At 69.9% G+C, this 26,127-nt stretch carries 26 protein-coding genes; 7 read left to right on the forward strand and 19 right to left on the reverse strand.

The window, feature by feature from the left end; translation table 11 throughout:
* Positions 1–282 precede the first annotated feature (282 nt).
* The 14 genes from BMZ47_RS21525 to BMZ47_RS21590 form a co-directional block, all read right to left on the reverse strand.
* Positions 283–978, reverse strand: coding sequence for a response regulator transcription factor (locus BMZ47_RS21525; protein WP_424974810.1), 696 nt, complete (start codon positions 976–978; stop codon positions 283–285).
* Positions 975–1,490, reverse strand: a complete 516-nt coding sequence (locus BMZ47_RS21530; RefSeq protein WP_208601083.1) for an MxaH protein — start codon at positions 1,488–1,490, stop codon at positions 975–977. Before BMZ47_RS21530 ends, BMZ47_RS21525 begins: the two co-directional genes overlap by 4 nt.
* The gene (locus tag BMZ47_RS21535; protein WP_091864130.1) at positions 1,487–2,449 is read right to left on the reverse strand and encodes a YncE family protein; all 963 of its coding nucleotides are present in this window, start codon (positions 2,447–2,449) and stop codon (positions 1,487–1,489) included. The genes BMZ47_RS21530 and BMZ47_RS21535 overlap by 4 nt, the downstream gene beginning before the upstream one ends.
* Positions 2,446–2,979, reverse strand: coding sequence for an SRPBCC family protein (locus tag BMZ47_RS21540; RefSeq protein ID WP_091864131.1), 534 nt, complete (start codon positions 2,977–2,979; stop codon positions 2,446–2,448). Before BMZ47_RS21540 ends, BMZ47_RS21535 begins: the two co-directional genes overlap by 4 nt.
* 2 nt (positions 2,980–2,981) lie before the next feature.
* Positions 2,982–4,013 (reverse strand): vWA domain-containing protein, encoded by a 1,032-nt coding sequence (locus tag BMZ47_RS21545; protein ID WP_091864132.1) that lies wholly within the window; start codon positions 4,011–4,013, stop codon positions 2,982–2,984.
* Positions 4,010–4,588 carry an MxaK protein gene (locus BMZ47_RS21550; protein ID WP_167369081.1) on the reverse strand — a complete coding sequence of 193 codons (579 nt, stop codon included), beginning with the start codon at positions 4,586–4,588 and terminating at the stop codon, positions 4,010–4,012. Before BMZ47_RS21550 ends, BMZ47_RS21545 begins: the two co-directional genes overlap by 4 nt.
* 426 nt (positions 4,589–5,014) lie before the next feature.
* The gene (locus BMZ47_RS21555) at positions 5,015–6,064 is read right to left on the reverse strand and encodes a vWA domain-containing protein (protein WP_091864134.1); all 1,050 of its coding nucleotides are present in this window, start codon (positions 6,062–6,064) and stop codon (positions 5,015–5,017) included.
* 3 nt (positions 6,065–6,067) lie between these two features.
* Positions 6,068–6,955 carry a nonribosomal peptide synthetase MxaA gene (locus BMZ47_RS21560; protein WP_091864135.1) on the reverse strand — a complete coding sequence of 296 codons (888 nt, stop codon included), beginning with the start codon at positions 6,953–6,955 and terminating at the stop codon, positions 6,068–6,070.
* Between the two features lie 148 nt (positions 6,956–7,103).
* Positions 7,104–7,961 (reverse strand): DUF58 domain-containing protein, encoded by an 858-nt coding sequence (locus tag BMZ47_RS21565; protein ID WP_091864136.1) that lies wholly within the window; start codon positions 7,959–7,961, stop codon positions 7,104–7,106.
* Entirely contained in the window at positions 7,958–8,989 is a 1,032-nt protein-coding gene (locus BMZ47_RS21570; RefSeq protein ID WP_091864137.1) for an AAA family ATPase, read from the reverse strand. The genes BMZ47_RS21565 and BMZ47_RS21570 overlap by 4 nt, the downstream gene beginning before the upstream one ends.
* Positions 8,990–9,173: 184 nt before the next feature.
* Complete coding sequence (locus BMZ47_RS21575; protein ID WP_007569499.1) at positions 9,174–9,470, reverse strand: methanol dehydrogenase [cytochrome c] subunit; 297 nt, start codon at positions 9,468–9,470, stop codon at positions 9,174–9,176.
* An 86-nt stretch (positions 9,471–9,556) separates the two neighbouring features.
* Positions 9,557–10,150 carry a cytochrome c(L), periplasmic gene (gene moxG, locus BMZ47_RS21580; RefSeq protein ID WP_039904709.1) on the reverse strand — a complete coding sequence of 198 codons (594 nt, stop codon included), beginning with the start codon at positions 10,148–10,150 and terminating at the stop codon, positions 9,557–9,559.
* 62 nt (positions 10,151–10,212) lie between these two features.
* On the reverse strand, positions 10,213–11,118 hold the full coding sequence (moxJ, locus tag BMZ47_RS21585) for a methanol oxidation system protein MoxJ (protein ID WP_091864138.1): 906 nt from the start codon (positions 11,116–11,118) through the stop codon (positions 10,213–10,215).
* A 132-nt stretch (positions 11,119–11,250) separates the two neighbouring features.
* Entirely contained in the window at positions 11,251–13,134 is a 1,884-nt protein-coding gene (locus BMZ47_RS21590) for a methanol/ethanol family PQQ-dependent dehydrogenase (protein ID WP_091864139.1), read from the reverse strand.
* 342 nt (positions 13,135–13,476) lie between these two features.
* Between BMZ47_RS21590 and BMZ47_RS21595 the strand changes: the two genes are divergently transcribed.
* Positions 13,477–14,343, forward strand: a complete 867-nt coding sequence (locus BMZ47_RS21595; RefSeq protein ID WP_091864140.1) for a S1 family peptidase — start codon at positions 13,477–13,479, stop codon at positions 14,341–14,343.
* Positions 14,344–14,377: 34 nt separating this feature from the next.
* On the opposite strand, the gene BMZ47_RS28665 is transcribed toward BMZ47_RS21595, so the two are convergent.
* Both BMZ47_RS28665 and BMZ47_RS21600 read right to left on the reverse strand, forming a co-directional pair.
* Positions 14,378–14,527 carry a hypothetical protein gene (locus BMZ47_RS28665; protein WP_007569493.1) on the reverse strand — a complete coding sequence of 50 codons (150 nt, stop codon included), beginning with the start codon at positions 14,525–14,527 and terminating at the stop codon, positions 14,378–14,380.
* A gap of 107 nt (positions 14,528–14,634) precedes the next feature.
* Complete coding sequence (locus BMZ47_RS21600) at positions 14,635–15,183, reverse strand: GAF domain-containing protein (RefSeq protein WP_091864141.1); 549 nt, start codon at positions 15,181–15,183, stop codon at positions 14,635–14,637.
* A gap of 438 nt (positions 15,184–15,621) precedes the next feature.
* Here BMZ47_RS21600 and BMZ47_RS21605 point away from each other — a divergent pair, with 438 nt between their 5' ends.
* A complete protein-coding gene (locus BMZ47_RS21605) occupies positions 15,622–16,458 on the forward strand; it encodes an outer membrane protein (RefSeq protein WP_091864142.1) in 837 nt (278 codons plus the stop codon).
* Positions 16,459–16,662: 204 nt separating this feature from the next.
* Here the strand turns inward: BMZ47_RS21605 and BMZ47_RS21610 are convergent, their stop codons facing one another.
* Entirely contained in the window at positions 16,663–17,304 is a 642-nt protein-coding gene (locus BMZ47_RS21610; protein WP_091864143.1) for an HD domain-containing protein, read from the reverse strand.
* A gap of 102 nt (positions 17,305–17,406) precedes the next feature.
* On the opposite strand from BMZ47_RS21610, the gene BMZ47_RS21615 reads away from it, so the two are divergent.
* A complete protein-coding gene (locus BMZ47_RS21615; protein WP_091864144.1) occupies positions 17,407–18,381 on the forward strand; it encodes a GlxA family transcriptional regulator in 975 nt (324 codons plus the stop codon).
* Positions 18,382–18,925: 544 nt separating this feature from the next.
* Positions 18,926–22,519: a family 43 glycosylhydrolase gene (locus BMZ47_RS21620; protein WP_139221039.1), complete on the forward strand. Its 3,594-nt coding sequence runs from the start codon at positions 18,926–18,928 to the stop codon at positions 22,517–22,519.
* A 287-nt stretch (positions 22,520–22,806) separates the two neighbouring features.
* Here BMZ47_RS21620 and BMZ47_RS21625 read toward each other — a convergent pair whose 3' ends face one another.
* Positions 22,807–23,127, reverse strand: a complete 321-nt coding sequence (locus BMZ47_RS21625) for a hypothetical protein (protein WP_007569243.1) — start codon at positions 23,125–23,127, stop codon at positions 22,807–22,809.
* Between the two features lie 309 nt (positions 23,128–23,436).
* Between BMZ47_RS21625 and BMZ47_RS21630 the strand changes: the two genes are divergently transcribed.
* From BMZ47_RS21630 to rclC, 3 genes are all read left to right on the forward strand, one after another.
* Positions 23,437–24,384 carry a cupin domain-containing protein gene (locus BMZ47_RS21630; RefSeq protein WP_091864146.1) on the forward strand — a complete coding sequence of 316 codons (948 nt, stop codon included), beginning with the start codon at positions 23,437–23,439 and terminating at the stop codon, positions 24,382–24,384.
* A gap of 87 nt (positions 24,385–24,471) precedes the next feature.
* Positions 24,472–24,819 carry a carboxymuconolactone decarboxylase family protein gene (locus tag BMZ47_RS21635; RefSeq protein WP_091864147.1) on the forward strand — a complete coding sequence of 116 codons (348 nt, stop codon included), beginning with the start codon at positions 24,472–24,474 and terminating at the stop codon, positions 24,817–24,819.
* A 36-nt stretch (positions 24,820–24,855) separates the two neighbouring features.
* The gene (gene rclC / locus BMZ47_RS21640; protein WP_091864148.1) at positions 24,856–25,503 is read left to right on the forward strand and encodes a reactive chlorine resistance membrane protein RclC; all 648 of its coding nucleotides are present in this window, start codon (positions 24,856–24,858) and stop codon (positions 25,501–25,503) included.
* Between the two features lie 186 nt (positions 25,504–25,689).
* On the opposite strand, the gene BMZ47_RS21645 is transcribed toward rclC, so the two are convergent.
* A partial coding sequence (locus BMZ47_RS21645; RefSeq protein WP_139221040.1) for an outer membrane protein occupies positions 25,690–26,127 on the reverse strand: 438 nt, incomplete at its 5' end.

The raw sequence follows: 26,127 nt of genomic DNA on the forward strand, positions 1-26,127 counted from the left end.
CGCCTGAGGGACCGCGCTCGGCCCGAGATGATTCGCGTTCGGCGGGCCCTGCTAACAAGAGAAACTTTCCGATCCCAACACGAGAGCCGTTGATTTTTCGGCATTTTAGGCTCGGACGCACCGGGATATCACAACACATGTTCGATCCACTTCCGGGATCGACTGAATAAATATCGGCGACGCACAACACGCCCCGCAGAATATTGCGAGGGCCCGTGACTTCGGCTGTGATCCCGTACGCGCCGTGAGATCTGGTGTCTCGGCCGGCGCCTGCGCCTGCCCTCAGGGGCGCGTGCGGGCCTGGGAGGCGGCGATCTGCATGAGTTCGGCCATGCTGCCGACGCCGAGCTTGGACCGCAGGGTCGCGGTGGCGTTCACGACGCTGCGGTAATTGAGCGTCAGGATCTCGGCGATCTCGTCGTAGGGCTTGCCCTTCCCGATCAGCACCAGGATCTGCATCTCCCGGCTGCTCAAATTCGCCAGCGGCAGGTCGTGCGCGCCGGCATTCAGCATCGCGATCTCGATGGCGATGTCATGGGGCAGGTAGGAGCGGCCGTTGGCGACCGCCTCCAGCGCCTCGAGGAAGGCGGCGGCGGGCGTATCCTTCAGGACGAAACCCAGGGCGCCGCATTCCAGGACCCGCGCGACGATGACCGGGTCCCGGTGCATGCTCAGCGCGAGGATGCGCGCCTCCGGCTCGAGGGCGCGGATCCGGCGGATCAGCGAGAGGCCGGACAGTCCGTCGTCCCGGAAGCTCAGGTCGGTCACCACCACGCCCGGCCGGTGACGGTGGAAGGTGCGGTAGGCGGCGACGATGTCCCGGGCCTCGTGGACGCGCGCGATGCCCGCCTCCTCGGCAAGCAGCCGGAAGCCCTGAAGCACGATCGGGTGGTCGTCGACGATCAGGAGGTCCCGGGCTCGGACGGACCGCGCGGGCTGGGCCGGGCCCGGGGCGGCGAGGCGCTGCGCGGCGCTCACGGCGCCTCTCCCGGCCCCGGCCCGGGGGCGAACCGGTCGGCGAGCAGGGCCAGGGCGGCGGCATGGTCGATGCCGCGGGCGCGGGTGTTGAAGTAGTGCTGGCACATCTCTCCGTAGAGGCTCTTGTGGCGGCCGCGCCGGGCCGCCACCGCGCTGAACCCGGTGAGCAGCGACGCGGAGCGCTCGGTCTTGCCGATCTCGGCGAGCATCTGCCCGAGCTGGGCCGTGCGGTTGGCGATCATGCGCGGATCCTCGATGAAGACGGCCCTGGCTTCCGCCAGGGCGTCCTGCAGCGCCCGCACGGAGTCGGAGCCCGCCGGCACCGGGTGCCCGGCCTCCCGGCCGGCGAGCCAGCGCGCCGGGTCGGTCCCGTCGGTGGGTGACAGCCAGGCCGGCAAGTCGCTCTCGGCGGTGCGGGCCACCACGGCCTGACCCTCCTCCGACTCCGTGGGCCGGTCGCAGGCGGCGAGCGCGAGGCCGGCGACCATCAGGCTGGCGAGCGCCCCCCTCACCGGCCGGCCTCCCCCGGGACCGGCCGGTCCGCCGCCACGGTGCGCGGACCCTCGGCCACCGGGATCCGGCCGGTCTCCGTCAGGGCCGCGAGGTCGATCACGGACACGTCGTCCGAGAACCAGTTCGCCACGTAGGCGCGTCCGCCCAGGATCGCCACGCCCTCCGGATAGCGGCCGACCGGCACCGTGGCGACGACCGCGAGCGCCTCGGCATCGACGATCGACACGGTTCCGGCATGCTGGTTGGTGACGACCACGCGCCGGCCATCCGGGTCGATGGCGACGCCGTAGGGGCTCGCCCCGACCGGTACCGTCGCGACGGGGTTGAGCGCGCCGGCATCGATGACGGTGAGATCGTTGCTCCGGACATTGGCGACGTAGACCCGGTCGCGGACCGGATCGTAGGCCAGGGCGAAGGGACCGTCGCCGACCGGGATTCCGGCGATCCGCGCCATCCGGGCGGTGTCGACCACACCGACGCTCCGGTTCTCGCGCTCGGCCACGTAGAGCCGCCCGTTCACGCCGAGGGCGAGCCCGGCCGGGTCGCGCCCGACCGCGACCTCGGCCTCGACCGCGCCGGTCTCCGCCGAGAGGCGCAGCACCCGGTTGCCGGACCAGTCGCCGACATAGAGGGCGCGCCCGTCCGGGTCGGCCGCGAGCCCGAAGGCCTGGCCGGGGACCGGCCATTGTCGCGTCGTCCCATCGGGTGCGATCACCGTGATCGCGCGGCCGTCGGGGTGGCTGAGATAGAGCCGCCCGCCGGGACCGGCCGCGACGACCGCCGGGGACGGGGCCACAGCCAGCGCGGCGCCAACCTCTGCGACTGGCGCGCCGTCCGGCCGCTCGATCCGGGTGGCGCGGGCGCCCTGCTGGCTCGCGACCCAGACGGACCCCGCCGCCGCCGGCCCGGCGGCGAGCGCGAGGCCGACGAGCCCAAGAAGGCGCCGCGCGCGTCTCATCGCTGCGGCCCGCCCTCCAGCTTCGCCTTCAGGCCCTTGAGGCCCTCGGCGAAGTAGCGGTTCATCGCCTCCTTGCCGGCCGCGTCGCTCAGGTTCTCGGGCGGCTCGTTGCCGGTATCGCCCCGGTAGAACCGGCCCATCCACTCGACCTTCGCCCCATTGCCCTCCGGCGTCACCGTGAGGGTCGCCGAGTAGGACGAGACCGGCAGGGCGTCGAGATCCGGGTCGGACATCCGGTACGAGTAGGTCCGCTCGGCGCCCTTCCACTCGTCGAGGCCCTCGACCAGGGTGCCGCCGCGCTTGAGCGTGACCTTGCGGACGGCGCCCGCGCCGTCGCCCCCGGTGGCCTCGACCTTGGCGACATCCGGATGCCAGGCGCCGATGCCGCCGAACGGCCCGACCACCTTCCAGACCGCATCCGGCGTCGCCCGGATGGTGATGGTCTGGTCGACCTTCTGGGGCGTCGGGCCGTGGGCCAGGGCGGTGCCGGCGGCGAGCAGGATGGCGAGGGTGGTGAGGACGCGACGCATGATCAGGCTTTCCGGAAACGCAAACGGTGGGTGGGGGTGAACCGGGTGATGCGGGGGGCCATCCCGCGCAGCGGCCCCGCCAGCAGGACGCCGAGCACGAGGGCGAGCGCCAGGGCGCCCAGCGCGGGGCGCGGGTCGATCCGACCGGGCAGCGGGCGCGGCGTCGCGGCCTCGATCAGGGGCCGGTCGAGCCCGCCCGGCCCGTCGAGATGCGCGTAGGCGAGGCCGGTGATCGCGGCGAGCTGCTTGAGATGGCCCTCGCGCACCGACGAGAGATGCTCGCTGCCCTGGGCGGCGGCGGCGCCGAACGGGGCGTTGCGCGGATTGTAGCCGGCGCGGGATTCGGCATCGGCCGGCGGCGGCCCGAACCGGTTCTCCTGCTGCACGTCGGTCTCGGCGTAGAAGCCGCTCTCGCGGCCGCGATCGTCGAATTTCGGGATCGGCGACAGGCCGTAGGCACCGGCCCCCACGATCAGGCCGCGGACCGCCCCCGGCCTGCCCTCGAAGGGCGGCACCTGGCCGGCGGGGAGCGGCGGCGTCTCCTGGCCGTCGGTGACGAAGAGCAGGTCCGTGCCGAGCCCCGCCGCCATCTCGATGGCCCGGTACAGGCCGGCGCTGATGCGGCTGTCGCCCTCCCAGGCCATCCGCCAGTCCAGCGCCGCCAGGGCACCGTCGAGCGGGGCGAACTCGGCGCAGACCTCCACGGGCTCGAACAGGAGGAACGGGCGGCGCTCGGTGAACAGCGCGAGCGCGACCCGCGAGCCGCAGGGCAGGTCCGCCACCAGCCGGCGCAGGGCCGCCTTGGCGGTCTCGAGACGGCTCGCCGGACGGCCGTCGGCCGCGTAGTCGCGCACGTTCATCGAGCCGGTGATGTCCACCACCGCCAGCACGCCGACGCCCGCACGGGTCACCGGCAGGGAAGGCACCACCAGCGCGGCGATCACCAGGGTCAGCGCCAGGGCGAGCGCCTGGAAGCGGCGGCCGCGCAGGTTGCGCGCGAGCGGGAGGCCGCCGAGAACGGTTTGCCGGCTCATGGGCCACCTCGGGGCTGCCCGGGAATGTCGGTCCAGATCTGCTTCGGCTCGGCGCGCATCTCGTCGCCGCTGGCGCGGTCGAACTCCGGGAAGTCGCGGATCAGCCGCGAGGCGACGTCGAGGTTGAACTTCGCGTCCCAGAAATCCGGCCGGTCCCGCAGCGCCCGGCGGTAATCCTGGCGCGCCAGAGTCACCTGGGGGCCGGCCTTGTCGAGGGCGCCCCGGGTCAGGAGCCCGAAGGCGTCCCGCATCCGGGCGTTGGCGATGCGGTAGCGCGCGCGGGAGGCGGCATCGGCTGCACCGGCCCGGTCGAGGGCCGCGACCAGCGGCTCGGTCTCCTCCAGCCGCCCGTGGCCCGCGAGATAGCCGATCCGCGCCAGCAGGAGCGGCGCCGGCGCCCCGATCCCCACGTCGAGATCCGTGCCGGCCTCGAGCGCCGCGATGCCCCGGTTGGCCGCATCCGCCCGCCAGGCGGACACGCCGAAGCCCGCTGCCGCGAGGCCGAGCAGCACCGGAAGGGCGAGGAGCAGCCGCGGCCGAAGCCGGCCCCAGAGGCGGCGAACGGCGTCACGCATGGCGGGACAGGGCACGGAGGCCCTCGCGCGTGCGGCCAACCGGGCTCACAGATCGGATCTTGGATTCTCTCAAGCCGGAAAGCAGGCCTGCTTCGGAGACGACACGCGCCCTCCCTCCCCCCTCTGCGGGGGAGGGTACCCTGCGCAGCAGGGGGGGAGAGGGGCAGCGCGACGGTGCCGGATATGTCGCCCGGCGCGCCTTTGCCGGCAGCGGCGCTCCCCTCTCCCGACCCCCTTCGGGGGCCACCCTCCCCCGCAGAGGGGGGAGGGAGACGCGCGCGTCTACGACCCCGCCGCGCGCTTTCGTCAAGGAAATGTGTGCCTCGCAAGCCACGAGCTCGATCGATCCCGAGCAGGCGCTGGATCGACGAGAGAGGCCCGCTTGCGGTCGGCCGCCGCACAAAATCTCCCGGATCCCGGATCGGGTCATGCCGCCCTCCTGAGATCCGGCTCCGTCGCCTGCTCCGGCACGGCCGCGCCCGTAGCCCGCGCTGCCGAAAAATCCGCCTCTGCGAGCGCCGCCAGGACGAGCACAAGAAGCCCGAGCCCGGCCAGCCCGTAGGCGAAGCCGGTCAGGTCGCGGCGGGGGCGCGGCTCAGTATAGGGAATCGGGTTGCGCTCCAGGGCGGCGATCTGCGCGATCGCGTCGGCGACCGCCTGCGGGCCCTCGGCCTCGAAGGCCCGGTAGGGCACGCCGAGGCCCTTGAAGAACAGGTCGAGATGCCGCTCGGGGGCGGCCTGGGGGGTGTCCTCCCCGGCGGGGCGGTCCTGAATCGAGGGCGAGCCCTTGGTGCGCAGGAACAGCCAGTAGAGGTTCGGGTGCAGCTTGGTGAAGGCGGCGCGCAGGGAATCCTGCACCCGCGGGTCGATCACCGCGGCCCCGTCCGAGATGAACAGCAGGACCCGGGAGCCGCTGCTCTCCGGGGCGAATTGCGACAGCGCCATCGCGAGGCCGCGGGCGACGTTGGTGTAATCGAGGCCGGGCCGGTCGATCGCCGCGATGGCGGCGCGCACGGCCGCGTGCCGGTCGGTCATCGGCATGACCAGCATCGGCGCGGTGGAGAAGGCCGTGACCGAAAACAGATCATGCGCCCGGGCGCCGACGAAATCCGCCAGCAGGCGCCTGGAGGCGGCGGCCTTCGATTCCTCCGCGCCCGAAGGCTGCCGCCCCGCGAAGGTCTCGTTCATGCTGCCGGACCGGTCGATCAGCATCGCGATCTGGGCGCCGACGCCGATGCGGGTGACCGGCGCGCCGGCGCCGTAGGGGCCGGCGAGCGCCACCACAAGGCCACTGACCGTGAGCATGCCGGCGGCCCGCAGCAGCCGGGCGATCCAGCGCGAGGCCGCGTCGGCGGGCGCTGCCGCGACCGCCGAGACCGCGACCCGCCGGCGCCCCGAGGCGACGAGCGGCAGCAGCGCGAGCGGCAGCAGCCACAGCCAGGCGGGCGACGTGACCCCGAGCGACCCGACCATCATCGCTCAGGCCCCCCGCTCGGCGGCGGCGAGCCGGCGCAGGCCGGCCTCGACCTCGGACCAGGGCAGGCTCGCCCGGGCGGCCTCGGTCTCGCGGCCGAAGAAGGCCCGGCGCGAGGCGTCGAAGAACCGGGCCAGGGCCGGACCCTCCCGGCGGAAGGCGGGATGCCGGTCGAGGAAGGCCGGGAGGTCGTCGGCCAGCACCCGGCGGCCGTCGGTCTCGTCGAGGCCGCGATGGATCAGGCGCAGGGCTTCGCGGTAGCGGGCTTCGCCCTCACCGCCCAAGCGGCGCAGGGCGCGGGCGGCCCTGGCGAAGGGACGACCGGGCCTCGCGAACCAGCCGCGATCGTAGCCGAGGGCGGCGAGCGCCAGGACGGCCGCCGCGAGGGCGACGAGGGCGGCCCGCAGGTCCGGCGCCGGGTCGAGCCGGGGGACGCGCCCGTCCGGCCGGAGATACTCGGCCGGGTCGTCGTGCTTCTCCGGCTGGACCTCCCGCAGGGGGGAGACGCCGAGCGACCAGCCGGGGATCTCGGCCTTGGCCGAGGTCGTGCCGCCCGCGGCCGCGCTCTCCAGCGACACGGAAAAGCCCGGGATCGCGACCTGGCGGGCATCGAGCGCCGCGTAGAAGGTCTGGTAGGTGAGGTGCAGCCGGACCCGGCCGGGGCTCTCATCGACGGCGATATCCCGCAGGTCGAGCCAGTAGGTCAGCGGCCCCGGCGCCGGCAGGGAGGCGCGCTGCAGGCTGAAGCCGGGATCCACCGCGATATCGGCCTGAACCCGCACCAGATCGCCCAGGAAATACCCGAAGGCGCGGGGCACCCGCACCTCGACGGAGCGCACCTGCGCCATGGCGGCACCGGCCTGCAGAAGGAGTGCGTAGCAGGCCAAGATCATGGGTTTCCGAAGGGCGAAGCCCTTCGGCGGGGTATCGGGGCGGAGCCCTGATGCCTGGGGGCTCGCCCGATCGCAGGGCTCCGCCCTGCACCCGCAAAAGGTCTCGGACCTTTTGAAACCGGGACTCTTGGTGTGCGCCCCAATCATCTCAGGTCGCCAGCAGGTGGCGGGTGAGCGCCTGGGCGTCGAAGCGGTCGACCAGGTGGAACGGAGCCCGGGCCGAGGACGCGGCGGCGAGGCTGCGCAGGGCGTCGCGCCGGGCCTGCTCCCGGGCGATCCAGCGCCGCTTCAGGGCGGGGCGCAGGAAGACCAGGCGACGTCCGGCGCCTTCGAGATCGTCGAACTCGGCGAGGCCCCAATCCGGCAGGCCGGCATCCTCAGCACTGTCGGCGAGCAGCACCGGGACCGTGTCGTGAAGCGCCAGTGCCGCGAAGACCTGCGCGATCAGGGCCTGCGGCCAGCGAAAGTCCGAGACCAGGAAGACCAGCCGCGGCCGGCCGAACAGCAGGCGGGCGGCCTCCAGCAGCCCCTCGGCGCCAGGCGCGTCGCAGCGGGACGCCGCGATCCGCTCGGCCATGGCGACGGCCGGCCCGCGCCGGCGGGTCGCCGGTAAATAGAGTTCCGCCCGCACGGTGCGGTCGCAGCCGATCATTCCGAACCCGTCGCCGATCCGGGTCGCCGATGCGGCGAGCCCCGCGCAGAGGTCGGCGGCGAGACGCAGCCGGTCTCCGGCGCCCCGGAAGCGCATCGAGGCCGAGAGGTCGATCAGCGCCCAGACCTCGACGGCGTTGCGCATCTCGAACCGGCGGACATGCACGCCCTCGAACGGGTCGCGCAGGCTCGCGCGCAGGTCGATCCGGCGGGCATCCGGCAGGGTCAGGAACGAAACCTGGTCCCGGAACGTGCCGAGCCCGCCGGCCTCCTGGCCGCGATGCGCTCCGATCCGGCGGCCCCGCGGGCGCCAGCGCGGCAGGTAGACGATCTCGGCCGAGGGCGCCCGGGTCATGGGGCCGGCACCGTCTCGAACACCGCCCGGCACAGGTCCGGGACGATCTCGCCGCGGCGCATCTCGTGGACCGGCTCCAGGAAGATGCGGTGCGCCATCACCTCGGGGAAGACCGCCCGGATATCCTCCGGCACCAGCCAGTCCCGCCCCTCCAGCCAGGCCCGCACCCGGGCCGCCCGGACCAGGAAGGCGAGGCCGCGCGGCGAGGCGCCGCCCTGCACGAGCGTGGCCATGTCGATCCCGGGGAGCCGGATCCCGGCCTCCGCCGGGCGCACGAGGGCATCCCAGAGCCCGACCACGTAGGTCTCGATCTCCGGGGAAGCCTGGATCGCCACCTGGATCGAGGCCGCGATGGCGCCGAGGCGGGCCTGGTCGAGCACGCCCTCGGCCACCTCCGCGATCAGCCGGTCGGTGTCGTGGAAGCGCGGGTCGAACACCAGGGCGCGCCGGGCCTGCGCGTCGCGCGGCGCGTCCATCCCGATCTCCATCAGGAAGCGGTCGCGGGCGGCGGCCGGCAGCTCGAAGGTCTCCTCGCGCTCGACCCGGTTGCGGTCGGCGAAGACCTGAAGGTTGGGGAACCGGTAGTCCCGGGCGAAGGCCGTGACGCTGCGCTCGGCCATGATCCGCAGCAGCAGGGCATGGACCTGCGGGCGGGCGCGGTTGATCTCGTTGAAGAAGAACACCGCCAGATCCTCGGCCCGGCGCAGGACCGGCCCCGGCTCGACCCGGGGGCGGCCGTCCTCGGCGAGGTAGGTGTGGTAGATCAGGTCGGTCGGCATCATGTCGACCGTGCCCTCGACGCGCTCGTAGGCGCCCCCGAGCGCCCGGGCGACCGCCCGCAGCAGCGTGGTCTTGCCGACGCCGACATCGCCCTCCAGCATGACGTGGCCGCGGGCGAAGATCGCCGTGGTGACGAGGCGGATGACCCGCGCCTGGCCGACCACGGCCTTGGCGACCTCCGCCTCGAAGCGGGCGGCCGAGGCCCGCCAATCGGTGAGCTGGGCGTCGCCGGGGTGGAGCGTGTTCATCGCGCTGGTTCCGGGACAGGGCGGCCGGCCTCCGGGGGAGACCGGCCGGAAAAGGCGAAATGTCGGGGTTTCGAAAGGTCCGGGACCTTTCGCGGGTCCAGGGCAGCGCCCTGGTGTGTCGGGGGCTAAATCCGAAAGATCTTGCCCCGAACCCGCCAAAGGGCTTGCCCTTCGGGAACCCGGATCAGTTCGCCGAGATCTTGCTGACGTCGTACTCGAACTTGCCGGTCTTCTTGGCGTTCTCGATGCGCTTGCGGTTGCGCTCTTCCATCAGCTTGATGGATTCCGCCTGCTTGCCGACCTCCTTGGGGTCGTGCTTCGGGTCGTATTTCGTCCCCGCGACCTTCTCGGGGAAGCCGGGCTTGGGCTCCCAACAATTGCCCGGCGCCTTGCAGGTCTGCCCGTCATAGGCCAGGGCCGGCAGGGCGAAGAGCGCCCCCGCGGCCACCATCGCGGCGGTGATCATGCTTCTGTTGCGCATCGTCGACTCCTTGCGTTCGCTCCCAGGGCGGCCCGACGGGCCGTTCTTCGGCGCCGGCTCGGCCGGGCGCTGCTCCGCGCGGACGCTCACTCCAGCGGCTTGCACTGGCCGGGCTCGTCCTTGGCGAAGGTCTCGCCTTCCTTGAAGGGCGTGTAGTGTTTCTTCTGCTCGTCGGTCAGCCAGGCGGCATCGCTGACCGGGCCGGTATAGAGATGCCGGATCCAGGCGATGACCTGGAGCGCCTCGTCCGGGTTCAGGTCTTCGTTGTGCGGGCCCATCATGCCGTTGGCCCCGCCCCAGATCGTCGCGAACAGGCCAGTATCTTCGGTGTTGGCCGGATAGGTCCAGTAATTGTCGTTGAGGCCGGGGCCGACCTTGCCCTCGGCCAGGTGGCCGTGACAGCCGGAGCAGGAGGTCAGGTACAGGCTCTCGCCGTTGCGCAGGCACGACTTGTCGTCGATGTAGAGGTTCTTGCCGGTCTGGAAGAAGGTCTGGACCGCCTTGGTGTCGCGCCCGCCGGGCTTGCCCTCGGCGAGGTCCAGCGGCTCCCCGGTGATGGTGTTGCGGAAGATCAGGCCGGTCTGCGGCCCGGATTGCGGCTGGGCCATCACGGCGGCCGCACAGAGCGCCGAGGCGGCGCCGGCCAGAAGCATCAACCGGATACGTGTGGTCTTCGTCATCTCATCTTCGCTTCACGGGGACTGGATCGCGCGGCGCTCGCTCGCCGGCCGCGCGGCGAGGGTCAGTTGGTCGCCACCGGGACGCCGTCCTGCTTCAGGATCGCGTCGATCTGCGGCTTGGCCTTGGCGATGGCGGCATCGAGGGCATCGCGGAGCGCCGTGTCGTCCCGGCGCACGCCCATGGACTGGTCGAAGCTCTGGGGCATCTTGCGGCCGTCGCTGCTGACCGTATCGTTGGGCACGAGGGTCATGCGCAGGGGCACGGCCGAGTCCTTGACGTAGCGGGCCACGTCGGGCCCGAAGGCGACGCCCACATCCGCCTTGTCGTTGGCGACCTCGCTGACGATCCGGGCCGGATCGATCTGCGTGTACTGGTTGCGCGGCGCCCGGAAGCCGACCAGCGAGTAGAGGTAGGCCATGTCCTCCTCGTAGCGGCCGATATCCTTGAGCATCGCCTCGCCCGGGGAACCCAGCGGGACGACCATGTGGTCGACGGTCTTGAGGCGCGGATCCGACCACGACTTCACGTCGAGGTCCTTGTCGGCGCGGGTGATGAAGACGTAGCCGCTGCGGTAGTAGGGCTTGGTGGTCAGCACCCGCGGGTCGTCGCTGTCGAGGCCGACCACCACGTCGCAGGTCCGCTTCTCGAGCCCGTCGCGCACCAGGTAGATCGCCGGCTTGGCGAGCCAGACGAAGACCGGCTTCTTCCCCATCGCCTCGGCGACCGCGACGGCGACCCGGTTCTCCAGGCCGGACCCGTCCCGCATGGAGAGCGGCGGCTGCTTCTCGGAGGCGCAGATCCGCAGGATGGACGGGTCGGGCTTGGGCGCGGCCGCAGCCTTGCCGGGCTCGGCCTGGATGGCCTGCGCCTCTGATTCCTGCGCCCAGGCTTGCTGGGCCGGGATCGCGAGGGCGAGCAGGGCCGCGACACAGGTCGCCGCGCGAAGGATTCCGCCGAGGAGCGGCATGGTTTCGATCCCTCAAAGGGTTTCATCGGGAGGCGGTTCCCGCGCCGGGAGGGCGGGGCCGGCGAACCGGGGCTCCGCCGCCCGGACGGGGCGGCGGAGCTGTCGCGCCAGGAGGCGCGGGTTACGTGCGGATCACTTGGATGCGTGCTGCGCGTACTCGCCGACATTCGGGTCGTCGTACGGACCCTTGCCGTCCAGGGAGAACACGACCACGCCGCCGCCCATCTGGGTATAGTTGGCGAGCTTCTTGAAGGCGCCGACCGCGCCGAGGCCGGCGGTCGGATCCTGCAGGTCGAACACCAGGCCCACGCCCGGCCAGCCGCCGACGCCGTAATAGATGGCGACGTATTGGGTGCCCTTGTGGGTGTAGGTGATCGGGTAGCCGATCGCCCCGGAGGGCAGCTTGAACTTCCAGAGCAGGTCGCCGTTGTCCGAGTCGCGCGCCTTGATGAAGCCGTCGAGCGTCCCGTAGAGCACGATGTTGCCGGCGGTGGCGGTGGTGCCGCCCCAGACGGCGAAGCGCTCCATCTTCTCCCAGTTGAACTTGCCGGTGATGGCGTTGTAGCTCTTGATCTGGCCGAGCCCCTCGTAGTTCTGCCGGTCCCCCTTCGGGCCCGGATACATGTTCAGCGTCGCGCCGACGAAGAACTGGCCCGCCCGGTAGGGCAGCATGAACGGCTCCCAATCCATGCAGATGTGGTTGATGCCCATGTAGAAGGCTTGGCGCTTCGGATCGTAGGAATCGTGCCCCTGGTTGTGGTAGCCCATCGCCGAGGGACAGATGTCCTTGGCGAGGTGATCCATCCGGGTGCCGTATTCCGGGTCGCGCACCGGCGTGCCGGACTTCAGATCGACCGACTTGAACACGTTCACCGTGTCGTCGATCTTGTTGGCCGAGACCAGCGAGCCGTCCGTCCGGTCGAGGGTGTAGACGATGCCGTTGCGGTCGGGATGGGTGAGGAGCTTCCTCATCTTCCCGTCCTTGTCCTTCTGCTCGGACAGCATCATCACGTTGACGCCGGCATAGTCCCACTCGTCGTGGGGCGTCTTCTGGTAGCCGAAATGCGCCTCGCCGGTGTCGACGTCGCGGCCGAAGATCGTCATCGTCCACTTGTTGTCGCCCGGACGCATGGTCTCGTTCCAGGGCGCCGGGTTGCCGGTGCCGAAATAGATCATGTTCGTGCCCGGGTCGTAGGCGTACCAGCCCCAGTTGGTGCCGCCGCCGATCTTCCAGGCGTCGCCCTCCCAGGTGGAGGTGCCCAGGCCCTTCTGGCCGTAATGGGCGTTCTTGATGTTGAAGTCCTTGGCTAGCAGCAGGTCCTCGTCCGGGCCGGTGGCGTAGGCGCGCCAGACCTGGGCGCCGGTCTTCACGTCGTAGGCGGTCAGGTAGCCGCGCACGCCGAGCTCGGCGCCCGAGGAGCCGATGATCACCTTGTCCTTCACCACGTAGGGGGCGATGGTGAGCGTCGAGCCGACCTTAATGTCGGAATTCTCGACCTTCCAGACCGTCTCGCCGGTCTGCGCGTTCAGCGCCACGACGTTGCCGTCGAGCAGGGTCTTCAGGATCAGCGCCGGGGTCTTGCCGTCGCCCGGCCAGTAGGCCAGCCCGCGGTTGACGAGGTCGCAGCAGGCGACCGAGCGGGCGGCCGGGTTCTGCTTGGGCTTGTCCTGCCACAGGATCTTGCCCGGATCGTCGAGGTCGAGCGCGAAGGTGTTGTTCGGGAACGAGGTGTGGACGTACATCTTCCCGTCGACGACCAGGGGCGCGCCCTCGTGGCCGTTGAGCAGGCCGGTGGAGAAGGTCCAGGCCGGCTTCAGCTGCTTGACGTTCGTCTTGTTGATCTGCGTCAGGTCGCTGTAATTGTCGGAATCGTAGTTCTTACCGGGCATCACCCAGTTTTCGCCGCTCTTCGACTGCTCGATGAGCTTGTCGTTGGCGAAAGCCGCGCCCGCAAGGCCGACCGGCGCCAGTGCCAGGATCGCCAGGGCCGAGACTGAACCCGCTAGCCTTCTCATGATGCATCTCCTCGCCAGGCCGCCGGCCTTTCGGCAACGCGGCTATTCATTTTCGCAGTGCAAGATCGATCGAGGCCGCCCGCGTCGATAGTCAGCTTTATTTGCGACTTAGAGACATTCGACCTTTATGATCTGCTTATTAAGATCTTGTCACCTTTCAGTTTTATGCGCCAATGCCCGACGATGTCTTCAGGCAAGCTGACATTTGTTGGCGGGATAATTCGGCAATGCCGCGGGGACGCGGCGGAATACCGGTGGCCGGCTTGACCGTCCCCCGGCGCCCGCCCAGAACTGTGTTCCCGGCCCGCACCATGCGCGGCCTTCAGTCTTCGGGGCTGCTCGATGGGCTTGAGACGGTCCAGCCCGTTCTTTGCCGGCACAATGCCGGTCTCCGGAGCCCCCCGGCGGTCGATCCTGCTGGTGACGGCGCTGCTCGCTCTGGCCGGCGCCGCCCGAGGCGCGGACCGAGCCGGGACGGCGGGTCGCGTCGCAGCGCTGTATCCGCAGGATGCGCGCCGCGACCTGACCGGCGCCGATTTCGAGCGCTATCGGGGCGCCGGCATCCTGTGGTGCCGGGGTCCGGACGGCGTCCCGCAGAAGGCGGCCGCGGCGTGGCTGATCGCCGATCGCTCGACCGTTTTGCTGAACGCCCACAATTTCCGGGATCGCCGCCTCGCGGTCACCCGCCCGGTGGCCGACTGCTACTTCCAGATCGGCGGCCGCAACTACGAGTTCGAGGCCGACAGCCTGGTGCTCGGCACCGCCCCCGGGGCGGACGGCCTGCACATCACCGACGATTGGGCGATCCTGCGCCTCGACCGCCCGGCCGATGCGGCCCCGCAGCCCCTGCCGGAGCCGCCCGACCTGCCGGTCGGGGACATCACCCTGCCGGTGACCATGGTGTCGCCCGCGGGCCACGGCAATTATCGCGGCCCCAGCAGCCTCGAGCGCTGCGCCATCCAGCGGATCGACCCGCCGAGCGAGGATGCGATCCGCCGCGCCCGCCACGATTGCAACGACGGCTACGGCGGCTCGGGCTCAGGCCTGTTCGACGAGGCCGGCCGGCTCATCGCCCTGCAGAGCGCATCCCTGTCGATGAACTCCCGAAGCCGCTTCGATATCGAGTTCCACTACGGATCCGCCCTGCTCCTCGAAGGCGGCCTGCTGGCGGCTCTCCGGGGCCGGGCGGAGGCGGGCGGGCGCCGGTGAGATCGCGCGACGCGATCCCGCAGGCCGGCAACCGTCACTTCCGCTGCGCGGTCGGGTTCGGTGCCGCGGCGGTGTCCGGGGCGACCGCCGGATTGATGGGCGTGACGACGGACCATGTGCCGGCAATCGCGATGATCGCGGCGAACAGGGCGGCGAAGATGCCGATGAGGACGAAGCGCTTCATGAGGGGGCTTGAGACATCCAGGCGAGCCGCGGGCGTGTCGGCAACAGCCGGAGGCCGGTGATCGATCCCCGCTGCGACGCAGGCGCACGGCCCGCCCCGGGCTGCGCCTAGGCCGGCCGCCCGGCCTCGCGATCGGATGACGGCACGGCACCGGGGCGCCGCGCCTGGGCGTGCGGGTGGAGGGAGGCCAGCGCGGCCCCGGCCTGCCGCGCCAGCATCTCCAGCCGGTAGACCGTCATGTCGTCCGGGATGACCGACGTGCACCAATAGGCACCCAGGGCGGCGATCGGCTCCGGCGACCCGATCGGCACCATCACGAGGCTGCGCATCGACGTGGTGCGGTAGGCCTCGATCGGCACCCGGGGGTCGAACTCGATGGCCGGGATAACGGCGGTCTCGTCGTTGAGCATCACCCACCCGGAAATGCAGGCGGTGAGGGGGAACCGGCGCCCCCGCCACAGGGGCTCGATCGCGTCCTCCGCGGCGTAGAAGCAGGATCCGCCCTCCCGCAGGACCACCGCGACCCCGTCGGAGCCGACGATGTCCCGTGCCGTCTCGCGCAGGATGGACACGACGTCCGGGAGGGAACAGGCGACCGCCAAACGGCCTGTCGCCCGCACCAAGCCGTCATCGGGCAGGAAATCGGCCGCTGACATGCCTTGAAGCTAGGGGAAGCGGCCCGGATCGTCCACGTCGCATTCTGGCGGGCCCCGCCCGACCGGCCTCAAAGGGGAGGTCAGCGCGGGGGCGCAGTACGCCCGGCCGGGGGCCCGCCCGCTCCGGCCCGTCACAACGCAATCTACAGGCGAGACCGGGACCGCGGGATCTGCTCTCGGGCCGAGCCCCGAATGTTACACGTAGGTTAACACGCCGCGGCTGCGCGTATTGCCGAACCATATTTTTATCCGGGGTCAGTTTTGGCCGAATAATGCATGGGCCCCAGTCATCACGGGCTCGCGATGTGTTCCAGCGCACCTTTTTGGCCACCGGCCCGGAGCCTTCGCGGGCCCTGTTGCAGCGTTGCACTATCGCGTCGGGCCTTCCTGACGTCCTGTCCCCGGGCACATCCCGATCAACGGGAGATTGAGGACCAGATGATCAAGAAGCTTCTTCTCGCGAGCGCCGCCACGGCCCTCCTGACCGGCGCCGCCTCGGCCGCCGACCTGCCGCGTCGCGCCGCCCCGCCGCCCGTCTTCACTCCCGTCCCGGTGTTCACCTGGACCGGCGCCTATTTCGGTATCAACGCCGGCTACGCCTTCGACGCCAGCAGCCGCTCGAACAACTCCACCTTCGGCGTGCCCTTCCCCTACGCCGCCCCCGGCACCACCGCCACCTTCAGCAACCGCAGCCAGGACGGCTTCTCCGGCGGCGCCCAGGTCGGCTACAACGTCCAGTTCACCCCGGGCTCGGGCGTGGTGGTCGGCATCGAGGCCGACGCCCAGTATCTCGACTTCGGCCGCGGCCGGAACAACGCCTTCGTGAGCGGCGCCGTCGCCCCGGGCTACTACGTCACCGACCCGCGCGGCCTGTCGAGCCTCGACTACTTCGGCACCGTGCGCGGCCGTCTCGGCTACGCCTTCGACCGCACCCTCGTGTACGGCACCGGCGGCTTCGCCTACGGCTCGGGCAGCGCCGACCGCTCGTTCGGTGGCTACGCCGGCAACGACAGCTTCCGCACCGGCTACGCCGTCGGCGGCGGCATCGAGTACGCGCTCCCCACCGACTCGTTCCTGAACTTCTTCCGGTCCTCGGCCGTGACGCTCAAGGTCGAAGGCCTGTACGTCAACCTCGACCGCAACACCCGCAACCAGGGCGCGCTGGTGGTCAACGCCGCCAACAACTTCCCGGTCGCCTACAGCAATGTCGGCCGCCGCGACGACGAGTTCGCCGTGGTCCGCGCCGGCCTGAACTACAAGTTCGGCTCGTACTAAGACCCAGGACGCTCCCGGCCTCCGGGCCGGGAGCGTTTCGGATGGACGGGGGCCTCCCCAGGCCCCCGTCCATCCGGCCGCTTCGCCTCGGCACCCCGGCCCGATCGGACGGGACGCCCAGGTCAGCACAAAGCCCCGGATGCCCATGGCGCCCGGGGCTTTGTGCTGTCTCAAGGAGAGGAGACCTGCGTTCCCCGCGCCGCCTCACCCGCGCCAGGGCGAATGGCGGATCACGCTGCAGAAGTTTCCGGCGTGGAAATGCGGCTCCTTGTCGGCGATCACATCGGCCTTGACGTTGCCGAAGGTCGTGTCCGGCTTGTGCCGGATCCCCTCGTAGAAGGCCTGGATGATATCCTCCTTGAAATGCGGGGGCCGGGGATGCGCCCGCACGACGGCCTCGCGCTCGGCGTCGCTGTACTGGGCGTAGGTCAGCCCGAGCACGTCCATCTCGACCCCGGCGGTGACCAGGGCGACCACGGGATGCATGTGCTGCGGGATGCCCGGCGTGGTGTGCAGCGCGATGGCGGCCCACACCGTGTCGATATCGGCCTGGGCGATGCCGTGGCCGCGTAGGAAGTCCCGGGCCGCGTTGGCGCCGTCGACCTCGAAGCGCTCGGTCGCGCTGCTGTGCTGCGGCGTCAGCCCCATGTCGTGGAACATCGCGCCGACATAGAGCAACTCCGGATCGTAGGTCAGGCCGCGCCGCTTCCCGGCCAGGGTGCCGAAATAATAGACGCGGCTGGAATGGTGGAAGAGCAGCGGCGATTCCGTATCCCGGACGAGCTCGGTCACCGCGCGGGCGAGCGTGCTGTCGGGAATGGCGACGCCGTCGATGGGATGAGCCATGGCTTTCACTCCTTGCTGACCCCGGGAGGTTAGCGCCGCGCGTTACGTCCGGAGTTGACGGAACACGTCCCAGACGGCCAAATCGCGCGTCCGGCGGACGTGATGGCGTGCAGCGTGGAGCGGAGACTCGTGATCGTCGCGGGACCGGGCGTGCAGATGCTCGACGTCTCCGGCCCGCTGGACGTGTTCGCGGAGGCGAATGTCCAGGCCGGGCGCGCCGTCTACCGGACCGAGATCGTGTCCGCGCAGGCCACCACGATCGCGACCTCGTCCGGCGCGCGGCTGCTCGCGGATCGGACGATCTTCGACGCCGATCCCGGTGCTCCCGACACGGTGCTGGTGGCGGGATCGCCGGACGCGCCGCATCGGCGTCCCGCCGTTGCCCTGCTCGACTGGCTGCGGCGCACGGCCCCATCGGCCCGGCGTTTCGGCTCGGTCTGCACCGGCGCCTTCGCGCTGGCCGAAGCCGGGCTGCTGGACGGGCGCCGGATCACCACCCATTGGGCGGCGGCCGACGCCCTGGCCCGACGCTACCCCGCGATCCGGGTCGAGCCGGACGCGATCCAGGTCCGCGACGGCCCGGTCTGCACCGCGGCCGGGGTGACGGCGGGCCTCGACCTGGCGGTGACCCTGGTCGAGGAGGATCTCGGCCGGGAGCTGGCCAAGCGCGTCGCCGCGCAGCTCGTGATGTTCTTCAAGCGGCCCGGCGGCCAGATGCAGTTCAGCCGCAGCGGCGCGACCGAACCGTCGGGCCGGGCGGTGCTCCAGGAGGTCCAGCGCTGGATCGCGGCCGCCCCCGCGGAGGACCACAGCGTGGCCCGGCTGGCCGAACGGGCCGGCCTCAGCCCCCGGCACTTCGCGCGGCTGTTCCGGAGCGAGGTCGGCATGACCCCGGCCGACTGGGTCGAGGCCGCCCGGGTCGCGGCGGCGCGGCGCCGCCTGGAAGCGGAGGGCCTCTCCCCCAAGCAGGTCGCCGCCCTGACCGGCTTCGCCAACGCCGACACCCTGCGCCGAGCCTTCGTGCGCCACGTCGGCATCACCCCGGCCGAATTCCGCAGGCGGAACGGCGTGGGGTGAGGTGGCTCGGTTCTCGGAAACCCGCCTGTCACCGCGGGATCCGGGAGCCGGGCCGGCCGGACCACGGCCGATCGTGATGCCGCCCCGGCGGGGCATGTTGGGGCTGGGTGCAGGCGATCCCGGCAAAGCCCCTACCTGAGCCTCGGCGCATAATAATTTCGGACCGGATCCGCGCCGAGAAACTTCTTTGGCGAGTCATAGATCAATTTCGGTTTCGCGTGCTACAGATCGCATTGGTAATTAAATTTGAACATTTGCTCGAATATTGATTGATATTGCATAGCAAGACTATGCATTTTGCTGTTGCATCGGCAATTTAATGCGTTTTATCTTCCAGATTGGTCGCCGACCGCCAACGATGGAGGCATAAACATCGGATCATTCTGTTCCTTGCCGTGATTTTCACGACGCAAGATCCGACTACTACAATCCATTTGATCGATCCCGACAATACCTCGTGCTTTATCTAGAGCACTTCTGGCGGGAGATATTTGATTTGGCGCCTTGTGGGGCAAGGTTGCCATACGGTGAAAGCGGCTACCGAGTGCTGCTCAAGAAGCAGCGCACCACACAAAATAAAAGCAAAAATACCAACTCAAGGGGGGACAATAGCATGAAACACGCGACAAAAATCGCAGCGATCGCAATAGTATTGCAAATCTCGCCCAGCTACAGCTTCGCGTCTGGCGAATACCCGCCTTATGACGGCTATTTATTGACCTATTTTACGGGCAATCGCCCCTGGGAGGAAGTCCTCAAATTCTCATATAGCCTAGACGGCCGGAGATTCAATAAACTTAACGATGGCAACCCGGTCATCGACGGACGATTTGCGCAATCAGGCAACCTGCGCGATCCTTATATTGCCCGCGGACAGGATGGAAATTTCTACATCACCGCGACGGACATGAAGAGCGATTGGGGCTGGGGAAGCAATCGGGGCATCGTGCTGATGAAGTCCCCGGACCTCATTCACTGGAAATCGTCAGCGATCAATTTTGCTACAGAATATCCGAAGCTCTTCCCAAGCTTGACAGCCGCTTGGGCACCGCAGGTCGCCTACGACCCTCTGGTCGATAGAAACATGGTCTATTTGAGCGGGGCCAATAATGATTGGGGCCACCAATCGTATTACGCCCATGCAAATAGTGATTTTACAAGATTGACGGAAACGCCGCGGAAGCTCTTCTATGCCCGGGATGGAGTTAGGTACATCGACAATGATATCACGGAGAAGGATGGAAAATATTATCTTTTGATGAAGACGGAAAGCACGCCGACCAAAGGTATCAAGCTCGCAGTGTCAGATCACCTGACCTGGGGCTACATCATGCCAACCAACAAGTACCTGGCGCTCGTGAATCCTGGGCAAGCCGTAGAAGGCCCGCAGGCCTATCGGCTGAATAACGGCAATGGCTACATGGTGATGTATGATAGATACTACCCACCGAACGGGTTCGGAATTTCTAAAACGGAAGATTTCAAGACATTCACCACAGTAAACAATACAGATATCAACGCTCTCAATCCGCGACACGGTGGCGTGGTGTCGCTGACCTCGGACGAACTTCACCGCGTGCTCGACAACGACACCAACATCACCGTCCAGGACGCAACCCTGTCTCCTTCGTCCACGCCCTCCGGTTCCCCCGCCTCCGGCACCTCAGTTGTGGCCTCCCCGGCGTCCAGTAACGGCGTCAGCCGGAGGGATCTCGGCACGCTCAAGACCGGCAATGATTGGGCGTCGGAGATCTGGGGCCTCTCCGCAACCGGCAGCGTCGCCGTCGGCGACGCATACACCGACAACCACGGCTACAATATGCGCGCCGCGGTCTGGTCGGGCACCGACCTGGCCCAGAAGCAGGATCTGGGCACATTGCGGTCCGACAACACGGGTGCCGCGAAGGCCTATGCGGTGTCGAAGGACGGCAACGTCATCGCGGGGATCGCCGAGAACGCGGACGAGACGTTACGGGCTGTCACGTGGTCAGGAACGAACTGGGCGACCAAGACCGATCTCGGCACCCTGACATCGGACCAGTCGGGCACGTCCGGCGTCTATGCGCTGTCCAATGACGGGCGCGTCGCGGCCGGCGAGTCGAGCGTCGATTCCGGGACGACCCATGCGGCGCTGTGGTCGGGGCAGAACTGGTCGGTCAAGACCGATCTCGGCACCCTGCGGTCCGACAATTCCGGGACGTCCTGGGCCTACGCCCTCTCGAAGGACGGGTCGGTCGTCGGGGGGTATGCGGCGCCCGATCGCAGCGTCGATGTCTATTCGCACGCCACCCTGTGGTCCGGCGCCAATTGGGCAACCAAGACCGATCTCGGCACCCTGAAATCCGACAATCGGGGTACTTCGGTGGTGCGGGCGCTCTCGGCCGACGGCACCGTGGCGGCGGGCAGCAGCACGACGGATTCCGGCTACACCCACGCGGCGCTCTGGTCCGGATCGCGCTGGTCGGAGAAGCGCGATCTCGGGACGCTCCGGGCCGACAACAGCGGGTCGTCCTGGGTGCGGGCCCTGTCCGCCGACGGCCGGATCGCAGGCGGCATGGCCAGCACCGCATCGGGCTTCGCGCACGGTGTCGTCTGGTTCGGCGACGGCTGGCGCAGCAGGACCGATCTCGGCACCCTGCGATCGGATGGCGGCGGCGTGTCCGAGGTTCAGGCCCTCTCGGCCGACGGTCGGGTCGCGGCCGGGTATTCCGAGACCGACTCGGGCGATCCCCACGCCGTCCTGTGGAAGATCACCTATCCGGCGACGCCTGCCAATAGGACCTCGCCCCCGCAGACTCAGGCCCCTCGACCCGCGAGCCCGCAGACGCAAGCAGCCAGTCACGCCCCTGCCGCGGTCCCCTCGGCGTCGGCGGCGACGCAGCCTTCGGTGCAGACCGCGGCGCAGGCCACGGAGCAAGCTGCCGCTCAGCCCCCAGCGTCGGCGACGACGCAGCCTTCGGTACAGGCCGCGCGGCAAGCTGCCGCTCAGCCTCCAGTGTCTGCGACGACGCAGCCGTCGGTACAGGCCGTGGCATCTGCGACGGCGCAGCATCCAGGACAGGCCACGGCGCAGACGACGACACAGCCCCCCGGACAAGCGACGGCACAGGCGTCGGGACAAGCTCCCGCTCAGCCCCCGGCGCAAACCCCGGCGGCGACCACCCCGTCACAGGCCCCAACCCCGGATTCGACGCCCGCCGCAGCGGCGTCCGACGTGCGCACGCAGCTCGTCGATGTCACGAACACGCGCCGGTCTGTGTCCCGGCTGCGCTACGACACCTTCTCGGTCCTGGAGTTGCAGCGCCTGTCGCTCGCCTATCAGCAGCAGACCTGGTCCTGCAGTAGGGGCAGTCTCTGCTGGTCGGCCAGCGCGGGATTCGTCTCGGACGGCAGCAACACGGATACGCTCTCAACGCTGCCGTTGAGCTACGGCCTGACCGACAACCTCACGATCGGTGCGCATCTCAGCTACGCGCCCTACCGCGCCCTGCCGTCGCCGGCCTTCAACGACAATCGCAACGCCGTGGGCGGGGGCGCCTTCCTGAACTGGCGTCAGCCTTATGCGGGCGGTGAGTGGTACGTGCGCTCCGTCTTCGCGGCCAGCCAGTACCACGCGGATGTCCGCCGCCTGCAATCCACCGCGACGGAGGCCGGCACCGGGGGCGCCCGGGTGGGCGGCCTCGCGGGCGCGTTCGAGATCGGGCAGACCGTGCCGCTGTTCGACGACCTCGTGGTCGGCTGGCATGGCGGCGTCAGGACCAGCCGTGTCACCCGGCAGGGCTATACGGAAGCCAATGTCAGCTTCCCGGTGCAGTATGACGGGATCGTCTACCGCAGCACGCTCGGCTATCTCGGAGCCGACGTCTCCGTGCCGCTGACGACGAATCTGAGCTGGATTTCCGGCGTCGAGATCGAGCAGGCGGTGCGCAAGCCGACGATGCGCTTCACGGCGCACGCGGATTACATCGGCGATTTCAAGTACAACGCCGATCTGACCCGGACGCGGGGCGAGGCGCGAACGGGGCTGAAATTCGGTCTGGGCAACGATCTCACCGTGTCCGCGACCACATTCGCGAGGACGACGGCGCTCGGCACCACCGCCATCGGAGGCTTGCTGAGCTTCGGCGGCTCACTCTGAGCCTCGGCTATCGATCCCGGCGGCGCCCGGACTCAGATGAGGCGTTCGCGGCCCATCCGGCCGCGAACGCCGAACGCGTCCACCCGGCAGCCGAGCGGGCCAGCCGGTGACGGATGACCGCGCCCGGCGGACGCCGCGCAGCCCAGGCAGCGGCGCGTCAGCCGATTCAGGAGGCTGCGGGGCCCCGCACACGTCCCCCTCGATCTCCGGCGCCGTCTGCCGGGGCCGGAGGCCGAACGGGGGTGGGCGAGCGCTCACGGGGTCGGCCTGCCGACGGCGCAAGGCCGTTACCGGCGGTTCGTCAGGCTGAACAGGGCGAAGCCGGCCAGCGCGGCGAGGCCGAGGGCGAGGGAGCGGTTGCCGTGCAGGAAGTCGGCCGCCTGCTCGCCGGCCTGGCGCAGATCGTTGCCCAGCGGCGAGCCGGTCAGGATGCGCTCGGCCCGATCCCGGTTCTCCTCCCGGGTGTTGATCGAGACCGCGAACACGTCGCCATGCCGCTCGATGTCGATGCTGTTGCGCGCAAACCCGGCACGGGCGAGGCGGTCGCGCGCCGATCGCGCGGCCTTCAGGGAGGGGACCGTTACTGAAGCCAAGGTGCTGTCCGACATCATGTTCTCCGTGCCGCGGGGCGGACCTCGTCGGGGTCGACCGCGCTCCTAGAAGGGCTAACCCCGCTGCGGCCTTCGGGGTCCTTGGCCACACGCCCCGGCCCGCAACCTCTGCGCGATGGCAGCGCCTCACCACCTCACCCACCGGAGGAGGTTTGGCGCCGGGATCCCGCTCCGGGGCGCAACGGACGCGGCCTCGCTGCGCGGCACCCCGAGGATCCCCGCGGAGGCCTCGCGCGCGGTTACGCACCGGAGCCCGGCGCAGGGCCATGTCCAGACGGGCCGATCGCCGTATAGGATCGGCGCGCGATGGATACGAAAGCCGAGGATGTCCTGAGTGGGCTCGCGCCGCTGCTGCGCGTGCGCCCACACTTGGACGATGTCTGCCGCTTCGGCGGGGCCTGGGCCGCGATCCATGAGCCCGAGCCGGCCGGGCAGGCGTATTTCCACATCGTCACGCGCGGCCGCGCCACCCTCCAGCGGCCGGGATCTGAGCCGTTGCACCTGGCCGCCGGGGACATCCTGCTTCTGCCGCGCGGTGACGCGCACACGATGCGCGATGCGGGACCGAATGCGCAGCCGCCTGCGCCGATCGGCGTCCGGCATCACGGCACGCTCCGGTTCAAGACCAGCCTCGGCACCGAGCCGGATGCCGAGCTGGTCTGCGGCCGCCTGCGGTTCGAAGCGGCGCCCCAGAGCCTGATCGTGGCCGCGTTGCCGGATCTCGTCGTGCTGCGCGTCGGCGAGCAACCGCTCTCCACCCGCTTCCACCCCCTGCTGGTGGGGATCCGCGAAGAGCTGAGCGACGTGCAGGCCGGAGCGGTCGCCATCGCCGAGAACCTGGCCAGCGCGCTGTTCATGCTGATGCTGCGCGCCCACCTCGACACCGCGGCCCCGGCCGAGGGTGTGCTGCGCCTTCTCGGCCAGCGGATGACGGCGCAGGCGGTGCTCGCCATGGTCGGCGATCCACGCCGTGCCTGGACGCTGGACGAACTCGCCTCCGCGGCAGCGGCGTCCCGGGCGAGCCTCGTGCGGGCCTTCCGCAAGGCGGCCGGCGTCGCGCCGCTGGCGTTCCTGACGGACCTCCGGCTCGGGCTCGCCCATCACCGGCTGCAGACCCAGCCGATCCCGCTGGATCGCCTCGCCGACGAGGTGGGCTACCAATCCGCGGCCGCGCTGAGCCGCGCCTTCCTGCGCAAATACGGACTCCGCCCCGGGCAGGCGCGCCACGGCGCGCACGCCGCGGCGTCAGCTTGATCCCCGCGGTCATCCGCTTGCGCCGGACGGTCATCGAGGACGGGACGGCCGCCGACTACCTTCCGTGTCATCACACAGGAGGTCGTCATGCACATGATGGATTGGAACACCTACCGACAGCAGGTCACGGCCGGCGTCGGGCATTTCGCCAAGCTCAGCCCTGAGACGATCCGGGGCTACGGCGCCCTGAGCACGGCCGGCCAGAAGACCGATCAGCTCGATGCCAAGACCCGCGAGCTGATCGCCGTGGCCGTCGCGATCACGCTGCGCTGCGACGGCTGTATCACGGTCCACACCGACGCCGCGCGCAAGCTCGGTGCGACGGAAGCCGAGATCGCCGAAGCGCTCGGCGTCGCCACCAGCGTCAACGCGGGAGCCGCCGTCGTCTACGCGACGCGCGCCCTCGATGCCTATGCGGCGTCCTCCGAAGCCTGACCCCGCATTCTCCCCCTCGAGCGAAGGAATCGTGTCATGAACACGCACATCCGGCAGGTCCTCGGTCTGGTGTCCGGACCGGGCTCGAACCGCATCGGCCTCCAGGCGATGCGGCTGGCCATCGCGGTGATCTTTCTCTGGATCGGCGCTCTGAAGTTCGTGCCCTACGAGGCCGACAGCATCACGCCGTTCGTCGCCAACAGCCCGGTGATGTCGTTCTTCTACGCCCATCCCGATCAATACGCGCAGCACCTCACCCACGAGGGGGAACTCAAGCTGGCGGAGCGGACCTGGCAGGCGGCCAATCACACCTACGCGTTCTCCCGCGGCCTCGGGACCGTCGAGCTGCTGATCGGCGTGCTCGTCCTCGTCGGGATGGTGTCGCGGCGCCTCGGGCTGGCCGGCGCGGTGCTGGCTTTCCTCACGCCGGTCGTGACCCTGTCGTTCCTGGTCACCACGCCGGAGGCCTGGGTCACGGCTTTGGGCGACGCCCAGCACGGCTTCCCGTACCTGTCGGGTGCCGGCCGGCTCGTCCTGAAGGATGTGACGCTGATGGCCGGCGCGTGGCTCGTGCTCGCCGACAGTGTGCGGGCCGTGCTCGACCACGACGCCCGGCGGCTCCCGGCCGCGGCCGGTTTCAGCCTCGCGAGGAAGGCGGCTTCGCGGTCGCTCCGAGCCTCGTAGCAACGAAAACACCCCGGGCGCGGGAGCGCCTGGGGTGTCGCCGACCTCGCGGCCGGTGTGATCGGGCTGGGGATGCGAAGGTCAACCGGATGGCTGCCCTCTCTGCGCAGCAGGCGAGGAGGAGGACCAACACCCCCTCGCCCGCCGCACCGTCTCCCGGCCCGGAGGCCGGGAGCGTCCTGGGTCTTAGTACGAGCCGAACTTGTAGTTCAGGCCGGCGCGGACCACGGCGAACTCGTCGTCGCGGCGGCCGACATTGCTGTAGGCGACCGGGAAGTTGTTGGCGGCGTTGACCACCAGCGCGCCCTGGTTGCGGGTGTTGCGGTCGAGGTTGACGTACAGGCCTTCGACCTTGAGCGTCACGGCCGACGAGCGGAAGAAGTTCAGGAACGAGTCGGTGGGCAGCGCGTACTCGATGCCGCCGCCGACGGCGTAGCCGGTGCGGAAGCTGTCGTTGCCGGCGTAGCCACCGAACGAACGGTCAGCGCTGCCCGAGCCGTAGGCGAAACCGCCGGTGCCGTACACCAGGGTGCGGTCGAAGGCGTAGCCGAGGCGGCCGCGCACGGTGCCGAAGTAGTCGAGGCTCGACAGGCCGCGCGGGTCGGTGACGTAGTAGCCCGGGGC

The organism is Methylobacterium brachiatum, from assembly GCF_900113845.1.
GTDB classification, from domain to species: Bacteria; Pseudomonadota; Alphaproteobacteria; order Rhizobiales; family Beijerinckiaceae; genus Methylobacterium; species Methylobacterium brachiatum.

Bases quoted from the DNA above. Each gene is read 5' to 3' on its own strand.
- BMZ47_RS21635 (WP_091864147.1), top strand. From the start codon at position 24,472: ATGCACATGATGGATTGGAACACCTACCGACAGCAGGTCACGGCCGGC.
- BMZ47_RS21630 (WP_091864146.1), top strand. From the start codon at position 23,437: ATGGATACGAAAGCCGAGGATGTCCTGAGTGGGCTCGCGCCGCTGCTG.
- rclC (WP_091864148.1), top strand. From the start codon at position 24,856: ATGAACACGCACATCCGGCAGGTCCTCGGTCTGGTGTCCGGACCGGGC.
- moxG (WP_039904709.1), bottom strand. From the start codon at position 10,150: ATGACGAAGACCACACGTATCCGGTTGATGCTTCTGGCCGGCGCCGCC.
- BMZ47_RS21605 (WP_091864142.1), top strand. From the start codon at position 15,622: ATGATCAAGAAGCTTCTTCTCGCGAGCGCCGCCACGGCCCTCCTGACC.
- BMZ47_RS21535 (WP_091864130.1), bottom strand. From the start codon at position 2,449: ATGAGACGCGCGCGGCGCCTTCTTGGGCTCGTCGGCCTCGCGCTCGCC.
- BMZ47_RS21555 (WP_091864134.1), bottom strand. From the start codon at position 6,064: ATGATGGTCGGGTCGCTCGGGGTCACGTCGCCCGCCTGGCTGTGGCTG.
- BMZ47_RS21570 (WP_091864137.1), bottom strand. From the start codon at position 8,989: ATGAACACGCTCCACCCCGGCGACGCCCAGCTCACCGATTGGCGGGCC.
- BMZ47_RS21625 (WP_007569243.1), bottom strand. From the start codon at position 23,127: ATGTCGGACAGCACCTTGGCTTCAGTAACGGTCCCCTCCCTGAAGGCC.
- BMZ47_RS21615 (WP_091864144.1), top strand. From the start codon at position 17,407: ATGGCGTGCAGCGTGGAGCGGAGACTCGTGATCGTCGCGGGACCGGGC.
- BMZ47_RS21610 (WP_091864143.1), bottom strand. From the start codon at position 17,304: ATGGCTCATCCCATCGACGGCGTCGCCATTCCCGACAGCACGCTCGCC.
- BMZ47_RS28665 (WP_007569493.1), bottom strand. From the start codon at position 14,527: ATGAAGCGCTTCGTCCTCATCGGCATCTTCGCCGCCCTGTTCGCCGCG.
- BMZ47_RS21550 (WP_167369081.1), bottom strand. From the start codon at position 4,588: ATGCGTGACGCCGTTCGCCGCCTCTGGGGCCGGCTTCGGCCGCGGCTG.
- BMZ47_RS21595 (WP_091864140.1), top strand. From the start codon at position 13,477: ATGGGCTTGAGACGGTCCAGCCCGTTCTTTGCCGGCACAATGCCGGTC.
- moxJ (WP_091864138.1), bottom strand. From the start codon at position 11,118: ATGCCGCTCCTCGGCGGAATCCTTCGCGCGGCGACCTGTGTCGCGGCC.
- BMZ47_RS21590 (WP_091864139.1), bottom strand. From the start codon at position 13,134: ATGAGAAGGCTAGCGGGTTCAGTCTCGGCCCTGGCGATCCTGGCACTG.
- BMZ47_RS21600 (WP_091864141.1), bottom strand. From the start codon at position 15,183: ATGTCAGCGGCCGATTTCCTGCCCGATGACGGCTTGGTGCGGGCGACA.
- BMZ47_RS21545 (WP_091864132.1), bottom strand. From the start codon at position 4,013: ATGAGCCGGCAAACCGTTCTCGGCGGCCTCCCGCTCGCGCGCAACCTG.
- BMZ47_RS21540 (WP_091864131.1), bottom strand. From the start codon at position 2,979: ATGCGTCGCGTCCTCACCACCCTCGCCATCCTGCTCGCCGCCGGCACC.
- BMZ47_RS21565 (WP_091864136.1), bottom strand. From the start codon at position 7,961: ATGACCCGGGCGCCCTCGGCCGAGATCGTCTACCTGCCGCGCTGGCGC.
- BMZ47_RS21575 (WP_007569499.1), bottom strand. From the start codon at position 9,470: ATGCGCAACAGAAGCATGATCACCGCCGCGATGGTGGCCGCGGGGGCG.
- BMZ47_RS21560 (WP_091864135.1), bottom strand. From the start codon at position 6,955: ATGATCTTGGCCTGCTACGCACTCCTTCTGCAGGCCGGTGCCGCCATG.